This window comes from Flavobacterium agrisoli (assembly GCF_016522065.1).
GTDB classification, from domain to species: Bacteria; Bacteroidota; Bacteroidia; order Flavobacteriales; family Flavobacteriaceae; genus Flavobacterium; species Flavobacterium agrisoli.
The window spans coordinates 711,759-726,318 of the sequence record NZ_JAEHFV010000002.1 but is presented as its reverse complement, the minus strand read 5'-3'; the positions used below and the strand labels follow the sequence as shown (position 1 = coordinate 726,318).

Genomic DNA, 14,560 nt, shown 5'->3' with positions numbered 1-14,560 from the left:
AGAATGGAAAAATCAGATTTACTTAAAATCATAGGAAAGAGAGTTCAAGAGAATAGAATAATAAAAGGTTTATCTCAAGTTGACCTAGTTGGCAAAATGGAGGGCAATATTGATACAACAAATATTTCTAGAATTGAATCAGGGAGAACTAATCCTACTATCTACACATTGTACAGAATAAGTCAAGCTTTAGAAGTTGAATTAACTGATTTAGTTAAGTTTTAATGAAACCTTTGATTTATTTTTTATGTTGCCAACAATATAAATCTCCATCCTTTGATACACAATGTTTACATTGTTTTCCTGTACTTTTAGCCGTTGCTTGACACTGACTATAATTACAATCATAGTTTGTCTCTACAGTTAGAGAGGTTTTTTTTGTATTTTCTTCAAAATTAGGAGTTGCAAATAATGCTGAAACTACAAATCCAAATACTAACAATAATTTAATTTTCATAAAGCGTATATCTTTTATATTATGAAACAAAGATATAGCCTCATACTATGTGATTAAGATTGTTGCAAATTTGCAACTTTAAAATAGTTGCTGTTCAATTATAGGGATCTTTTTTATATCCCTACCAAAATCATCCGAAGTAATAATATAGTGATTGGCATATTGCTTATCCATCTTTTTGTAAAAAGCAGATTTTACTCTAGAGATATGCGTATAAATAGATTTACTATTGGGGTCAATTAAATCTTCTATGCTATTCATCATTTTGTTGTAATTAGACTGATTAGATATTTTAGAATACAAATCTTTTAGTTCGCTTTTATAAATACCCAATCTCTTAATATTTATACCTTCTGGATGATTGTGAAATAATAAATAAACTACTTTAGTTAAGTGACTCATTGAGATTTCTAAATCATTAAAGTCAGGTAAAATTATATTAAATTCGGCAGTGATTCTAATGTTGCTAAGTGAATCTATTTGAATCTTATTGGCAAAATCTGTTACTAAACTTTTAAGAATGGGTAAGGCAAACAATATTTGCCCTGACTCTTTTAAATCATTTAATTGGTTCTGAATTTCATGAATCTTTACAATTGTATCTTCATCAAGATTTTCGTATGGATTAACCTTATGGCTAAATTCCCTAGGAGAAAAATGATAATTACTTAACTCTTCATCTAGTACTTGTTTCTGAAAAGTAAAGTATTCCAGTAGTTTTTTAAATGGTTGCAAATTAAGATTAAAAAAATGCAAATCTTCACACTCAATAACACAAGCTTTATCATTATTAAAAAAAAGAAAACCTGTTTGTGTATTTCCAGTATAACCTAAATAATCCAATACTTGTTTTGTTATATTTGGATTAGGTTTGGGCTCTTTTATAGTATTCCCCAAATAAACCTCAGCCAATTCCAAAAATTCATTAAGAGGATTCTTGGAATTCTCATTTAAAAAAGAAAACTCTTTAAAATACTGTGTTTCAATTCGGGGAAAATAAAAAGTAATAATGTCATCAAAAATTAAACCTGGAGATTTAAGTTTAGAAAGATTTATAAAGTTTTTGCCACATTCTGCAAATAATGATTTTAAATAATCCAAATCACTACCAATATAATTAGCCAAGTGATAATTCTCTTCACAAACAGAATCAAAAAATATTAATGCATTTTTATCTAAATCAAATTCGGTTATATTATGATTGATTTTATATGGAATAAATTCTTCCACTTTAAACCCTTTAAAAACCTCATTTAATTCCAATTCTTTTTTTTACTAAAGTAGTAAAATTTGGCTATTATAAAAATATCTGAGAACTTTTGCATTTTACACACTCTTGTCCAAAACAACATATCTTAGGTTAGTGATTAAAAGAACTTCTTAAAGCTACATTGTTCCTTCTAGCTCTAAAGGATTCCATTATCACTAAAACTATAGTAGTCTTTCAAAGATACAATTAGATGATCTAGAAGCACTAGATCTAATAAAATGCAAGCTTCCTTAAGTTTTTTTGTGATTGCTATATCAGATTGACTTGCATTTAAGTTGCCACTAGGGTGGTTGTGAATCAATACTAGAGATGAAGCATTACACTTTAATGCTATAGCTAGAATAATTCTAATATCTACAATAGCTCCTGAAATGCCTCCTTTTGATAAGTTGTGGATGCCTAGAACTAAATTAGCTCTATTTAATAGAACCAATTTTACTTCTTCTTGAAATTCAATAAGATCATGATTCCAATTTGTTTTTGCTAGCTCAAACAACATTTGGCTATTAGTTACTTTTATCTTTTCAAAATTGGTATTTGAATAAGAAACTTTTATTTCTGCTACTTCCATAATTTAAAATTTAAAAAAATCCGTCCTTATTTTGTACACCTATATAAAGGATAATACGAAAAGTGGACGGATTGATAGTTTACATTACGAATGATTCGTTTTGCTGACCATTTTTAGAAAATGAATTTTCATTACCTAATAAGTTTTGAATTGCTTGATCTTCTTTTAAAGATTGGGTTAATTCTGGTTCATAGCGATACCTGTGATTTAAAGTAATTACTTCCCCAGTTTCTTTAATAGTGTACTCAAAAGGTTGGCAAGCAATTTTTTCTATAGTACCAGGCATTTCAGTACCAATAAGAGCTTTGCACGTTACTTCGTCAAATGTTGAAGTAATATTTGCTTTTTTAGCTGTCGCGTAGAATTGATTTGTTTTACTGCTTAAAACCATTTCTACACCGCTTTGAATTTCTAAAACACAGAATTCTTTTCCTTCCTCTGTTTGTCTTTTTACATAGTTAATAATACGTACCATAATTTTTGAATTTGAGTTGAACAATAGCTAAAATAAAAGCAGTAAAACATCTACAAAAAATTACAGCTTTCAACTTGAATTCTTAGATAGATGTTTTTTGATGTTTTTATTCTAGCCAGAAGATTTTTTCTCCTGTCCAAAATAAGTGGGGGTGTTTAGTGTTGTGGAGAAATAGAAATAAATAGAGAATAAAAAAACATTCTAAAAATTTTATAGAATGAGTAAAAAAATACTCGATTAGTAAAAAACACCTTTAAATGTTTATATCAATAAAGTACTGACAAAACAATACTCAAAAAATTCTACAGAAATAAAAACAAACTGTTTTAAGAATTTATCTAGACTCAAAAAAAAGTAAATTGCTATAAAGTTTGGCGGGGACTCTTTAAAAATAAAAAAAGGCACAGCCATCTTCTAGAGTCAGTTGTCCAAGCATTTTTTTTAAAATTATTTTTTTTATATATTTTTACTTTATGGCTGTACCTTTAAGAAATCTTTTCAATGAAAAATCGCATAGTGAATATTCAAAAATAATTCTCTCGAATATACCTGAGACTAGTTTATGTAAGCATGAAAACTTTTTTTCTCTCGTACATTATCACCTATCCTCTCCAAATAAATTTTATGATAAATTTACATCTAGTTTATTTTCAAATTTTTTAGACTCAACAATTAAGCACTCCAGCAATAGAAAAACTCTAATTGAATCTATTGCTTTTAATTTTTATGATTTAGATCAGGCTCTAAAAGCATTAGATGAAATTAATAATAAGGATATTCATGAAAAAAACATTTCACATCAAGAGGTTGAAGCTATATACGAAATTAGTAATCTGTATCTGTATGAATACTTAAAAATAAATGACTTAATATTAATGGGATTAATTAAACCCATAGCATATTATTTAAGAAAAAAAAACAATAAAGGAGTAGAAAAATTGGATATTTTTAATTGCGTAGAAACACTAGTTACAACAAAAGAGTTTGACTTTTTATCAAATGCATATAATCATACTATAAGAAATGCAATTGCTCATGGAAGTGTGTTATTTAATGGAAAATCAATGATATTTAGAGATAAAAAGAAAGAAATTTCACTTACCATTAAAGAGTTTATTAAAAAATTTGATGAACTTATAGATATAGTAAATGGTATAGCATACGCCTATAGAAAATTTTACTTAATAAATTTATTCGTTTTTGAAGAAAAAAATATATTAATTCCCAATTCAATTAAAATTAATGAATTAAAAACCAAAGCAGAACACTATGCTTGGAAAATTTTATACAACTATGACACAACTGTTAACCACAAAAAACAATGTAATTTGTACGTTTCAACTATATTAAACAGTAGAGATTTCATGAATTTATCTGCCTATCAGACTGCTATTTATTTGGAACATCTTATGCCAAATGCTTATGATACTTTATTTATTCAAATAAAAACGAAATTTAAAATGCCTTGTTGGCAAAGTTTTGACATGAACAAGCTCAGGGCTTATATAAATGATGGAGTTCAAGATATTATAACAGATGGTACTTATTTTTTTGATCAAAAAAAATTCGGAAAGAAATTAGACCATTTAAAGTCGTACAAAAACTTGTTTAGTAATCATTTAAATTATGGAAAATTAATTGAAAGTAGGTATATAAAGTTTCATAGTAAAAGTTTTTATAATGTTATTGAAAAACATTGCTTAGTCTTAAATAAAAATGCAATAGGAGATATAAAAAGTTTTATCAGGAACAATACTAAACTACTATTAAAAGAGGCTACAAATTTTAAAAACACAAAAACAATTTTTTTTTCAAAAGAAAAGCAATTATCAACCAAGTATATTAGAGTACTTATTTACTTAGAGAATATGAGGGAACGATCATTTGAAAACTCTTCGTTCAGTGATGAAAAGCTTATTGCTATTTTACATATGAATAAATCAAAAAAAATACAAAATGTTTTACCTTCATTTGGAGAAAAAGAAGAAAATAGATATTGTTCAATTTTTTGGAGTAAAAATCTCCCCACAATTAAGTGAGGAGATATTCTCAACTCAAAAACCAATGGTAGTCTCCACTACCAATTAGTGCTTTTGAAACACCTTTTGTAAAATCAAAGGCATTTACATTTCTATCCAGAAATGTGTCAATATAACTGCTCTTATTGGCTTGAGTAAAGAGGTTGTAAACATTCCAAAGGTTTATATCTCCTTGCTCATTTCTACAAAAGCTTTCATCTTCATAGTAATCTTTTGCTATGGTGTTAAGCTGTCCATCATTGAAGCTTAAATTAGGAATGCTCAACTTATCCTTTTTAGGTAAATGTTGGTATAGCCTAGCTCTTCCCAATAACTGAGCAAATTGATGTTCAGAGAGAGATAGCTTAGAGAATTGCTGCATTTGTACTAATTGCCTTTCAGTATTAAAATTGTAGAGGACCTCCATAATTTTACTCTCAAGCTCATGGTACGAACTTACCCGCATTTCCTCTACAAACCCATCTGCACTTACACAAAGATTACAACACACTTTTACTTGAAACCCAATGAAAAATTTAAATTTTTCAAAGGATTTTTTATTGTATAAATTCTCTAAATTGTAACTCCTTACTCCACCAATAGTGAGAGCAATTTCATTTCCATTGATAGTTTCAATAATACTTGGAATCCTAATGATGAAAGCCATCCTTTCAAAATATTGAGTTCTTTCGTGATCTAGTAAATCCCTTGCTTGTTTATGTATTGCATCAGGAGTTCTACCCTTTATTTGATGTGACACACGTATCTCTGGTTCATCAAAAATATGATTAGGGAATGCTTTACTAGCACAATCCTGAGCTAAGTTTATAAACTCCTGATGGGCAATTGTTCTTTCATTATCTTTAGAAAAGACAGGAATAACACAATCACTTTTTAAGACTTCTAAACCAATTTCTGATGTGTTAGCCTCAATAAAAGGTTTGGAAATAAAACTAGGTGCTTTAAATTCATTCAAACTACTAGCTAGCTCAATATAATTTGGGCTAGTAGGCATAACAGGTTTTAACTGGAATGCTCTTTCTGGGGATTCAGTTAATTGTAGCTCCATTGTTGCTAAATGTTTTAGGGTTTAATATTAATTCTTTTGCATTTATAGTATCTTTCTGAGTCTTAAAATCATACTCAAGTAATTCTCTCCATTCACTATACTGACTATATAACTTTGTAAGTTCAGCTATAGTTAAGGATGCTTTTATTTTTTGTCGTGCATCTTGTAAGTTAGTTCCACTGTTACACCATTCCAGAATCTTTTTTCCTGTGTGAGAATTGATGATAAACTCTGGTTTACCCATAAACAGACCTGTTCTGTCCTTGCTAGAAACAGCAAAATGTTTAATATCTACATCAAATACTATTGTAAATTCATAGTCCAAATCATTTCTTTGAATGGCTTTTAAACCTACTTTCTCAGGGATATATTTCCCATCTTTTTGGTTAAGTACATAATCTTGTTTAGTCCGCATTGTTGCTATAACATGTGCATCTGCTTGTAAAATCTTGTCTATGAATGCATTTTGTCTAGGAGTTACTTTTGCCCAATTGGAGAATGAATTTCCTGCCAAAGAGCTATGATAGTCTAACAACTCTTCCCAAGATTGTGAGATAGAATCTATAATAATTACTTCCATTCCCGCCTTTTCACATACATCAATTGCCTTGATGTAATTTTCAGGTGTAAATGGAGGTGTTAATGTTAGTACATTGTACTGACCTAAATGCGCATATAAATCTGCACTACCATTTTCAGTGTCAATAATAGCTATTTTAGAGAAATTGCCATTTGTTAAACCTTGTGCTAATAGTAAACTTGAATAAGTTTTACCACTTCCTGCACTCCCTTGAAGAGCTAGTTTTATTTTAGCTTTCTTCCTTTCTGATTGTCTTAATTGCATAAATAATAATATTTAAAATTGTTAATAATAGGATGAATGATTTTTTACTTAAATATTTAAAACAAAAAAAGCAGACACCTATTTCTAGATGTCTGCTTTTTATTTTGCAAACTTTGCTGCTTTTGCAACTATTGCATTACTTAACTTTTAATTTAATACAATCTTTCTATAATTTCCTTGAGAAACTTTACAAATGACTTTTTTACTTTCCCATTTTTTTAATAAATCATCAAAAGTTCTTGTAGCAAAACCAAAGTTTAATGCTATTTTTAATCCAGCAGCTCTTCTAAAATTTTCGGGAAGTCTTAACAGTAAACCTCTCTCAGCCATAGTTAAACTAATTGTTTTACTATTAAACATATCAAATACCTTCAAAGAATGGTCAAAAAGAATTTTTACTAACTCAATAGTAAGCTCAACATCCAAGTCATCAGCATAAACTTCAGCAGTAGTCTCATCAATTTGTTCGTACTTCCTTAAAATGGTTAATATCATAATTATTCTAAAACCAATCAAGCCCATTCTTCTTACAACTGATGTAAAATCAATTTTTCTAGTATCTCTAATAATTTGATCAGCCCTTGACATTCTTTCTTGAAAAGAATCCCATTGTAATTCAGTTAATTTAACATCAACTCTCTCTAATCCTTTAAGTTTGTCATATATCAATTTTACAACTCTTCCTGCATCATCAAATAAATCATCATAATTAATTGCTTGAGCTTTTGGAGAAACGTCTTGCCAACCCTGATAATCATTAAAATTGTAATATAAGAACCTACTAAATAACCCATTGCCTTTAGAATTTACAAGAGGCTGAACTTGATCTGGAGTTCCAGAAAGCACAATAGATAATTTTGGATTTTTTATACTATCATACCTATCATCTAATTGTCTGCTTATTGAAACTGTTTCGTGGTGAAATGCTTTTCTTAACAAATCTGAAAAATCACCATACTCATTCTTTAGCATCTTCGAAAGAGAATCAGCCTCACTTTCAAAAATCAATGAACTCTCTGATGAATTTTGTAAATGACTATGAATTTTTGATGAACTAGTATTCCCAGGAATAACTTTTAATTCTAATTTAGGCAAATCAAAATTTGTCCCTCTATTCTGGCTTCTGGTTTCTGCAATTTTAAGCTTGCTTGCTGCCACCACTGCTTCGTGAATTGGTTCTATTAATTTTTGAGACCAATTCATTACCCCCTTACCTGAGGCAGGTGGAGCAATAATAAAAGTATATAAATTAGCACATACTGTTCTTTTATTATAAACCCCAATAACATTTGGCAAACAAGCACTTAGTACTCCAACAGAAGATAATAGAATAACATCTTTTTCCCTTCCTTCAAAACAATCTACCAAGCCCTTTAGTAAGGGTGGCAGTTTTTCATATATATTTTCATTAACATATAAATTGCCATCTAAAGAAGAATTTACAACAACTTCTAATTTTTTGATTTTTTCAATCATAAATAATTTTTATTTAAAGTTTAAAATAGGGCTTTCCTATTTTTCGACTACAAAATTACTTTAGATAGAGAGGGAAATTTGGAACAGAATAAATCAAAAAAAAGAACATTTTTTTTTCAATGCTATTAATGGTATAAACTTTTTCTACCAACAATGTAATGTCTGAAATTTTTGATATCTATTATTTCTAGAGTTTCGGTAATATCTTTATATAATAAATCACGAGTGTGACTATTGTTGGTTGGCACTTGGAAGATGTGAAAAAATGCACCAATAAACTTTAATGCATCGGCATCCTTAGAGAATTCATCCCTTAAGGCATGATATAGCACCTGAGCATAATCATATTTAGTCTTTTCACCTAGTTTAGATAATATAACCTGATTAGTTGACGATAGTATTTCACCCTTTCTTTTATGAAAATTATCTTTATTTATACCATATCCTAAGCACATGGCATCGTATAGTTCTTTCAAAACAAAAAAGTTATTAACCTTAGTAGTACCGCTTGAATTGAATTTGAAGGAAATGGAATGTAAATCTATTTGATTATCGGCAAAAAGAAACTTCTCCAAAATATCAAAAAGAGATTTATAACCTTTTTTTAGTTTATCAAAGTCATTCAATAATTCATCATCTTTTTCATATAGTTTTGAATTCATCATCCATTGGTATTGCAGAGCACACCCAATCGTAACAAACTCTTCGATTGTCACACTTAAATCATGTCTAGCCATTAAGTCTATTAATAATCTATTATTAAATTTGGGGATTTCTGCATTTTTATAATTTAAAGAAAAAGACTTCGTTAGAGATTTAACTTCATCTGAAAAGTTTTCAAAACTCAACTCGTAAGTTACCATATCAGCAGAATTATATAACTCTGCTTCATTATTACTAGCACCAAATTTTTTCCATTTGTATAAAGCCATAACTAAAAATTTACTAAACCATAATTAGTAGCAAGGTCTGCAAAAACTGCAAACCTTGCAAATTAACTAATTCAAATTATCAAGCTTTCTTGATAAAATCTTCATGTGTTCACTTATTTTCTTTTGAACTATTTTACCATAATGTTCTTGAGTAATACTCATTTTTGAATGACCTAGCAATTCAGATACAATTTCCATAGGCACATCATTGTATAGTAAAACTGTAGTAGCAAAAGTCTTTCGTGCGATGTGATGAGTTAGGTTTTTTTCAATACCAATAATTTCAGCAATTTCCTTTAGATAGGAATTAAACTTCTGATTACTTATGACAGGAAATACAAACCTTAAACTACTATCAAAATATTCCTTTATCAAATTGTTACTTTGCTGAAGTAAAGGAACACTAATTAATTTCTGGGTTTTATCTCTTCTCATTTTAATCCACTTATTACCATCGAAACCAATAACAATGTGTTGTTGTTCTAATTTTCGCATTTCATTATATGCTAAGCCTGTATAACAGCAAAAAACAAACATATCCTTTACTTGTTTTAATCTTAGCTGTGAAAATTTGAAATTCTCTAATTTAAAAAGCTCTTCAGGCGTGACATAAACTACTTCTTTTTTTACTCTTTTTACCTTATACATTAAAAATGGGTCTTTTTCTAAAAAACCTTCTGAGATGGCAATTTTAACAATTCTCCTAAATCTTTGAATTGTTTTATTTATAGTAGCTTGACTGAGATTTTTTTCAGTTTTAAGAAAGAACTCATAATCAAGAAGAAATTTCAGACAAAGATCTGCAAATTCAAAGTCTTTCTTTTTAAACTGATATTTCAAAAAGGATTTCAACAGTTCTTTCGCTTGCCTGAATTTCCATAGTGTGCCTATAACATAATCTTTACCTACTAACTTCTCTACTTTATCATTATGCTCTTGAAACAGTTCCAAAATAGTTTTGCTCGATTTTCCTTTTTCTCCCTTATACTGTAAATAAATATCTTCAACATTAAAGGTATTTTGTTGAACTTGTAGAAATAAAAAAGCCTGATTAATTTTATTTTTAATCAGGCTCATTTGGGTATTTATATAATCATTTTCTTCATTGGAGGGCTTCGCTAATTGCTCTTCACTAAACCAATTTTCAGGTTTTATAAACAATCCAGTTGAAAAGGGTTTTCTTTTACCACTGAATGTGATTCTGCATTTTACAGGACATTTGCCCTGTTTGTTTGTTTTTACCTTATCCAATAAAAACAAAATTGATATTTTATTGATTTTCATTATAGTAATAATTTAAAAGTGGGGTACCTATTTTAATTATTGGAACACCTAAAAGAATGCCTTTTTTTGGCTTTTTGTATTTTTTTTAGTTGAATTGAGAATAGAGGAACCATCCTACATCCCTGACTTTAGGGCATAAAAAAAGAGCCCAAACAATCTTATCGATAGTTTGGACTCTTAATCTGTGGTCCCACTTGGGCTCGAACCAAGGACCACCTGATTATGAGTCAGGTGCTCTAACCAACTGAGCTATAGGACCCGTTTTGAGACTGCAATATTACTACTATTTTTTATGTGGTGCAAATAAAATGACTATTGATTGCCACTTTCCTTTTTCAGCAGAAATAGAATTTTATAAGCTATTCATTTTCAAAAAGATGATTTTACGCGATATCTTGACACAACTCAATTAAAACGCCGTTTGTGGTTTTGGGATGCAAAAAAACAATCCGCTTGTTGTCGGCTCCCAATTTGGGAAGATCATTGATTACCTCAAATCCTTCTGTTTTCAATCGTGCTACTTCGGCCTCTATGTCGTTAACCGCAAAAGCTATATGATGAATTCCTTCCCCTTTTTTTTCTAAAAAACGAGCAATTGGACTCTCGGGATGGGTAGCTGCCAATAGTTCTATTTTTTGTGTTCCTACTTGGAAAAAAGAAGTCAAAACGCCTTCGCTACTTACCGTTTCTGTTTTATAAGGCTCTACTCCCAGCAATTTTTCAAAAAGCGTATTGGAAGTCGCCATGTCTTTTACTGCAATCCCGATGTGTTCTATTGTGTTCATTTTTAGATAACGTTATTTTATAATTGCTTGACATAGGTACTAAAAAAACCGCATTCTCGTATAACTTCTTGGTAATATTTGGTGTCGCGATAGTGTTGTTGCAATTGTTTGAATCCATTCCACGCCAAAAAATTAGTTTTATCACTGTAAAAATCCCAATAATCCTTTTGTTGGAAATAATATCGATTGTTATAAAATGCATTTCGCTCGCATTTGGCCAACAAATAAACACATTTCGCTTTTTGTTCGGGTGTTTGTGCCGCTGCGAGTGCTTGTTGGTAATATTTTTGAGACAACGAATTATCTACAATCATTTGCATCATGGGCGCTCTAAAATAGGTCGGACTCGATCCATACCCGACTATGGAAATTTCATAAAAAGTACGCCCGTTCCCAAAATGACTGATGTTGTAAAAAGCATTTCCTAACAAAAGTGCGTTGTTGTACACCTCCTCTTTTTGTTCCAATTTGGTTTGCATCAACTGAATGGTTTCCAGAAAATTCAATTCAGTATATTTTCGTTTTTGATAGGCTAAATGGTCGCAATCGTGGCAATCTTTGATCGTTCCGTTAAATGGATTTCCATAAAAAACCTTTTTCCCTATACTATCATTTTCCTTCATAAACGCAATGGCTTCGGGAATTTTGTTCTGAAAAGTGGCTTGTACTGCTTGAAAATTTGAAATATCGGTCACTTTCAATGGATAAATCTCTGCTGCTATTTGCTCCAATTCCGTTTTGTTTTTCATCAGCAGAAAAGCTTTCATATCCAACAGGTTTTTCGGATTGTCATAAAAAGCATTTCCCCTACCCCAAATTTCGTATTCTGAAAACGAAAATAATTCGGCCATTACCGCATTATTTTGATCTTTAAACAAAGTCGCCAAATATTTTTTACTCCAATCCGCGGCGTGGTTGTATCTAAACTTGTCAGCGGCGGTTTTGGGCAATTCCTCGTATAACCAATGCAAATCAGCCAAGATTGTTTTTTGATTTGTGGCCGTAATAGACTCTATTTTACTGAGATTGTTTATAAAACGGAGCAAACGCAATTGTTGCTTGGCCAAAGTTGTGGGCGGAAGCTGTGTGGTTGCTTTATCAAAACACGCATCGGCTTGGCCATATTTACCGCTTAATGTTTGCAAATATCCTTTGGCCAATTGCCACATAAAAGGGTTATCGGTATTGGGTAAATTGGCTATTTTTGATACCAAATTCAATGTTGATTGGTTGACTTCGGCTATTTGCTTTTTTTTATTTTCCGCTAGTGATTTTTCTTTAAAAGTGAGCGCTATCTTTTGCTCTTGGTTGTTGATTAAACGGGTTAACAAATAATTCAAATGCGGACTCGAAGGCTGTATTTTTATAATTTCTTCAATCGCATTTTGCTCATCGCCATAATAACCACGCAAAGCCCAAAGTCCTGCTTTTTCTTCAGCCGATTTTGTCATTTGCAACGACTGATTCCAATCGGTGTTTTCCTGCGGATGAAAACTCGTAGCAGCCACCACGCGCATTTCGGGACATTTATCAAAAATGAGTCCGTATAAATAATTAGCGGTTGCATAGTTTTTGGCTTTATAATGCAAACTTGCGATATAACCTACTGCTCGATAATACAAAGTGTTTTTAGGAACGTCACTTTTGGTTGCATTAAAAAAGGCAAACGTATTTTGTTCCTGATTGCTATAAAAATAGGCTTTAACGGTCTGAAACCAATACCTGTTTTTTAAAAAAGGATCTTTGGTGGTTTGGTATTCTTTTTCGATGGTTTTAACCACTGCTGCATCCGAAAAGGTTTTTTTAGGAACGGGTTCGTAGCTCCATCTTTCTTCCGAAACCGAAACCGTTTCGAGTTGTTGCGCCAAATTCAAAAAAAAGATAAACGATTTTGTTTTTTTATCTTTTAAATCGATTCGAGAATACCAAAGTTGCGAAAAGGCATTTTGTTTTTTGGTTTTGAAATACAAATCCAAACCCGCTACATGTTGCCTGCTGGTATCGGTTAAGAAAAAACGAATTTCCTTTTCGGTCATTTTCTCTTTTAAATACGTTTGCCAATCGCGAATGTTTTGTTCGTTAAAACGGGAATTGTGATCCCGGTCGAAGCCAATTTCGTAAAAGAAATCACCCGACAAAAAAAGAGGCGCATAAGAAGCATCGGCAAAAGTTTCGGGGGCAAAATTCGTTGACCATTTAAAATCAAAATCCCAATCGCCACCCGCACATGCATACATGATGCCGTAAACCGACACCAATGCCACACTAAAAACGATTGCTAATTTCTTTGTAAACCGTTGTTTCATAATTTTTAAAATTGGCTTCGTCTAAATCGTAAAATATGATTTCTTCGGGCGTATCGCTCAGGTTGTCCGATAAATCATCGGCCATTTCTTTTAAATCCCGAGTGGTGATGGCTTCTATTTTGACCACATCGCCTTTTCGATAAAAAACACCCGTTCTAAAATTGGACTCGTTCACTTCAAATTGCGTATCCGAAATCATGCTAAAATGGTGATCCAATTGCAAATCTTCGATAGTCAATTTGCTGCGTAAACCCAAAATTCTATTCTCTCGAATGTGAATTCCCCAAGCGTAAATGGGCAAAGCCACTTTAAGAGGTAACGGGTAATTGGCCACACTTTTCAGGTATTTTTGTGCTATACTGCGGTCGTAAATAGAGTTTAGCGACTGAACCGCAATCGTACCCATATTGTAATACATTAACACGGCCGAATTTACAGGCGGTACTTTGGTTTGTTCGGCGTATTTAATTTGGTGCAAACGAATAGTGCCCGAAATTTTTTTCTTTGATTTTTGCTTAATGGCCTCGATAAAAGCCATGAATTTATCCCGAGACTGTATCGTCCAATCGCAATCAATCTGAATTTCCTCGCACGAAAGCTGGTTGGCAGTATTCATTTCTTGAATCATCTTGAGGACTTTTTCGACCAAATCGGGAACGCTAACTTTGGCAGACAAGAGGACTTTATTTTTCAAATACACTACAGGCACAATTGTTTTAACCGTTGGTTTTTGTACAAAATAAATTGGCGTTCGTGGGTACGCTTCTTCAGTAATGGGATGCAAATCGACATCAAAATAACGAATGTAGATTTTTTGTACCTCATTTGCTTTCAAAATTTGCTTCTCGGTTTGCGACAAATAAAAAGACGTTTTCCAATAATAAAAAGCCACCTGCGGCTTGTTAGTATCACTGCAGGAAGTTAGACAAAAAAGAAGCGCCGTTATCCAAAAAAACTTTTTCAATAAAAATTCAATTTTACTCAAAAGTAAGAAATATCAATGGTTTAAATAGGCATAAAGACTAGAAGTTTTGGCATATTACCGTTTTGATTTACTTAATAATTCGCTAAAA

General features: G+C 31.2%; 14 protein-coding genes and 1 tRNA gene. 2 read left to right on the top strand and 13 right to left on the bottom strand.

The features are described from left to right. The first annotated feature begins 3 nt into the window (after window positions 1-3). Complete coding sequence (locus I5M07_RS08155) at window positions 4-225, top strand: helix-turn-helix domain-containing protein (protein WP_200105722.1); 222 nt, start codon at window positions 4-6, stop codon at window positions 223-225. Between the two features lie 13 nt (window positions 226-238). On the opposite strand, the gene I5M07_RS08150 is transcribed toward I5M07_RS08155, so the two are convergent. The 4 genes from I5M07_RS08150 to I5M07_RS08135 all read right to left on the bottom strand — a co-directional run bounded on the left by I5M07_RS08150 (window position 239) and on the right by I5M07_RS08135 (window position 2,773). Further along, entirely contained in the window at window positions 239-457 is a 219-nt protein-coding gene (locus tag I5M07_RS08150) for a hypothetical protein (RefSeq protein ID WP_200105721.1), read from the bottom strand. Window positions 458-535: 78 nt separating this feature from the next. Beyond that, window positions 536-1,720: a hypothetical protein gene (locus tag I5M07_RS08145; protein ID WP_200105720.1), complete on the bottom strand. Its 1,185-nt coding sequence runs from the start codon at window positions 1,718-1,720 to the stop codon at window positions 536-538. Window positions 1,721-1,863: 143 nt separating this feature from the next. Next, a complete protein-coding gene (locus I5M07_RS08140) occupies window positions 1,864-2,298 on the bottom strand; it encodes a JAB domain-containing protein (protein WP_200105719.1) in 435 nt (144 codons plus the stop codon). A gap of 79 nt (window positions 2,299-2,377) precedes the next feature. Next, on the bottom strand, window positions 2,378-2,773 hold the full coding sequence (locus tag I5M07_RS08135; protein WP_200105718.1) for a hypothetical protein: 396 nt from the start codon (window positions 2,771-2,773) through the stop codon (window positions 2,378-2,380). A gap of 473 nt (window positions 2,774-3,246) precedes the next feature. Between I5M07_RS08135 and I5M07_RS08130 the strand changes: the two genes are divergently transcribed. After that, window positions 3,247-4,812 carry a hypothetical protein gene (locus tag I5M07_RS08130; RefSeq protein ID WP_200105717.1) on the top strand — a complete coding sequence of 522 codons (1,566 nt, stop codon included), beginning with the start codon at window positions 3,247-3,249 and terminating at the stop codon, window positions 4,810-4,812. A gap of 10 nt (window positions 4,813-4,822) precedes the next feature. Here the strand turns inward: I5M07_RS08130 and I5M07_RS08125 are convergent, their stop codons facing one another. The 9 genes from I5M07_RS08125 to I5M07_RS08085 all read right to left on the bottom strand — a co-directional run bounded on the left by I5M07_RS08125 (window position 4,823) and on the right by I5M07_RS08085 (window position 14,451). Next, window positions 4,823-5,860: a DUF3871 family protein gene (locus I5M07_RS08125; RefSeq protein ID WP_200105716.1), complete on the bottom strand. Its 1,038-nt coding sequence runs from the start codon at window positions 5,858-5,860 to the stop codon at window positions 4,823-4,825. Next, window positions 5,841-6,704, bottom strand: a complete 864-nt coding sequence (locus I5M07_RS08120) for an AAA family ATPase (RefSeq protein ID WP_200105715.1) — start codon at window positions 6,702-6,704, stop codon at window positions 5,841-5,843. The genes I5M07_RS08125 and I5M07_RS08120 overlap by 20 nt, the downstream gene beginning before the upstream one ends. A 147-nt stretch (window positions 6,705-6,851) precedes the next feature. Then, a complete protein-coding gene (locus I5M07_RS08115; protein ID WP_200105714.1) occupies window positions 6,852-8,180 on the bottom strand; it encodes a DUF3987 domain-containing protein in 1,329 nt (442 codons plus the stop codon). 125 nt (window positions 8,181-8,305) lie between these two features. Beyond that, window positions 8,306-9,112, bottom strand: coding sequence for a hypothetical protein (locus I5M07_RS08110; RefSeq protein WP_200105713.1), 807 nt, complete (start codon window positions 9,110-9,112; stop codon window positions 8,306-8,308). A 66-nt stretch (window positions 9,113-9,178) separates the two neighbouring features. Continuing rightward, complete coding sequence (locus tag I5M07_RS08105) at window positions 9,179-10,396, bottom strand: site-specific integrase (RefSeq protein ID WP_200105712.1); 1,218 nt, start codon at window positions 10,394-10,396, stop codon at window positions 9,179-9,181. A 185-nt stretch (window positions 10,397-10,581) separates the two neighbouring features. Further along, window positions 10,582-10,655: transfer RNA gene (locus I5M07_RS08100), tRNA-Ile, on the bottom strand. Window positions 10,656-10,779: 124 nt separating this feature from the next. Further along, window positions 10,780-11,181, bottom strand: a complete 402-nt coding sequence (gene mce, locus I5M07_RS08095) for a methylmalonyl-CoA epimerase (protein WP_200105711.1) — start codon at window positions 11,179-11,181, stop codon at window positions 10,780-10,782. Window positions 11,182-11,198: 17 nt separating this feature from the next. Further along, a complete protein-coding gene (locus I5M07_RS08090) occupies window positions 11,199-13,487 on the bottom strand; it encodes a hypothetical protein (protein WP_200105710.1) in 2,289 nt (762 codons plus the stop codon). After that, window positions 13,447-14,451, bottom strand: coding sequence for a hypothetical protein (locus tag I5M07_RS08085; protein WP_233621989.1), 1,005 nt, complete (start codon window positions 14,449-14,451; stop codon window positions 13,447-13,449). The genes I5M07_RS08090 and I5M07_RS08085 overlap by 41 nt, the downstream gene beginning before the upstream one ends. Window positions 14,452-14,560 lie beyond the last annotated feature (109 nt).

What these genes read in the sequence shown, in the direction of transcription:
- I5M07_RS08135 (WP_200105718.1), bottom strand. Translation starts at nt 2,773, where the DNA reads ATGGTACGTATTATTAACTATGTAAAAAGACAAACAGAGGAAGGAAAA.
- I5M07_RS08110 (WP_200105713.1), bottom strand. Translation starts at nt 9,112, where the DNA reads ATGGCTTTATACAAATGGAAAAAATTTGGTGCTAGTAATAATGAAGCA.
- I5M07_RS08150 (WP_200105721.1), bottom strand. Translation starts at nt 457, where the DNA reads ATGAAAATTAAATTATTGTTAGTATTTGGATTTGTAGTTTCAGCATTA.
- I5M07_RS08090 (WP_200105710.1), bottom strand. Translation starts at nt 13,487, where the DNA reads ATGAAACAACGGTTTACAAAGAAATTAGCAATCGTTTTTAGTGTGGCA.
- I5M07_RS08130 (WP_200105717.1), top strand. Translation starts at nt 3,247, where the DNA reads ATGGCTGTACCTTTAAGAAATCTTTTCAATGAAAAATCGCATAGTGAA.
- I5M07_RS08105 (WP_200105712.1), bottom strand. Translation starts at nt 10,396, where the DNA reads ATGAAAATCAATAAAATATCAATTTTGTTTTTATTGGATAAGGTAAAA.
- I5M07_RS08155 (WP_200105722.1), top strand. Translation starts at nt 4, where the DNA reads ATGGAAAAATCAGATTTACTTAAAATCATAGGAAAGAGAGTTCAAGAG.
- I5M07_RS08140 (WP_200105719.1), bottom strand. Translation starts at nt 2,298, where the DNA reads ATGGAAGTAGCAGAAATAAAAGTTTCTTATTCAAATACCAATTTTGAA.
- I5M07_RS08120 (WP_200105715.1), bottom strand. Translation starts at nt 6,704, where the DNA reads ATGCAATTAAGACAATCAGAAAGGAAGAAAGCTAAAATAAAACTAGCT.
- mce (WP_200105711.1), bottom strand. Translation starts at nt 11,181, where the DNA reads ATGAACACAATAGAACACATCGGGATTGCAGTAAAAGACATGGCGACT.
- I5M07_RS08125 (WP_200105716.1), bottom strand. Translation starts at nt 5,860, where the DNA reads ATGGAGCTACAATTAACTGAATCCCCAGAAAGAGCATTCCAGTTAAAA.
- I5M07_RS08115 (WP_200105714.1), bottom strand. Translation starts at nt 8,180, where the DNA reads ATGATTGAAAAAATCAAAAAATTAGAAGTTGTTGTAAATTCTTCTTTA.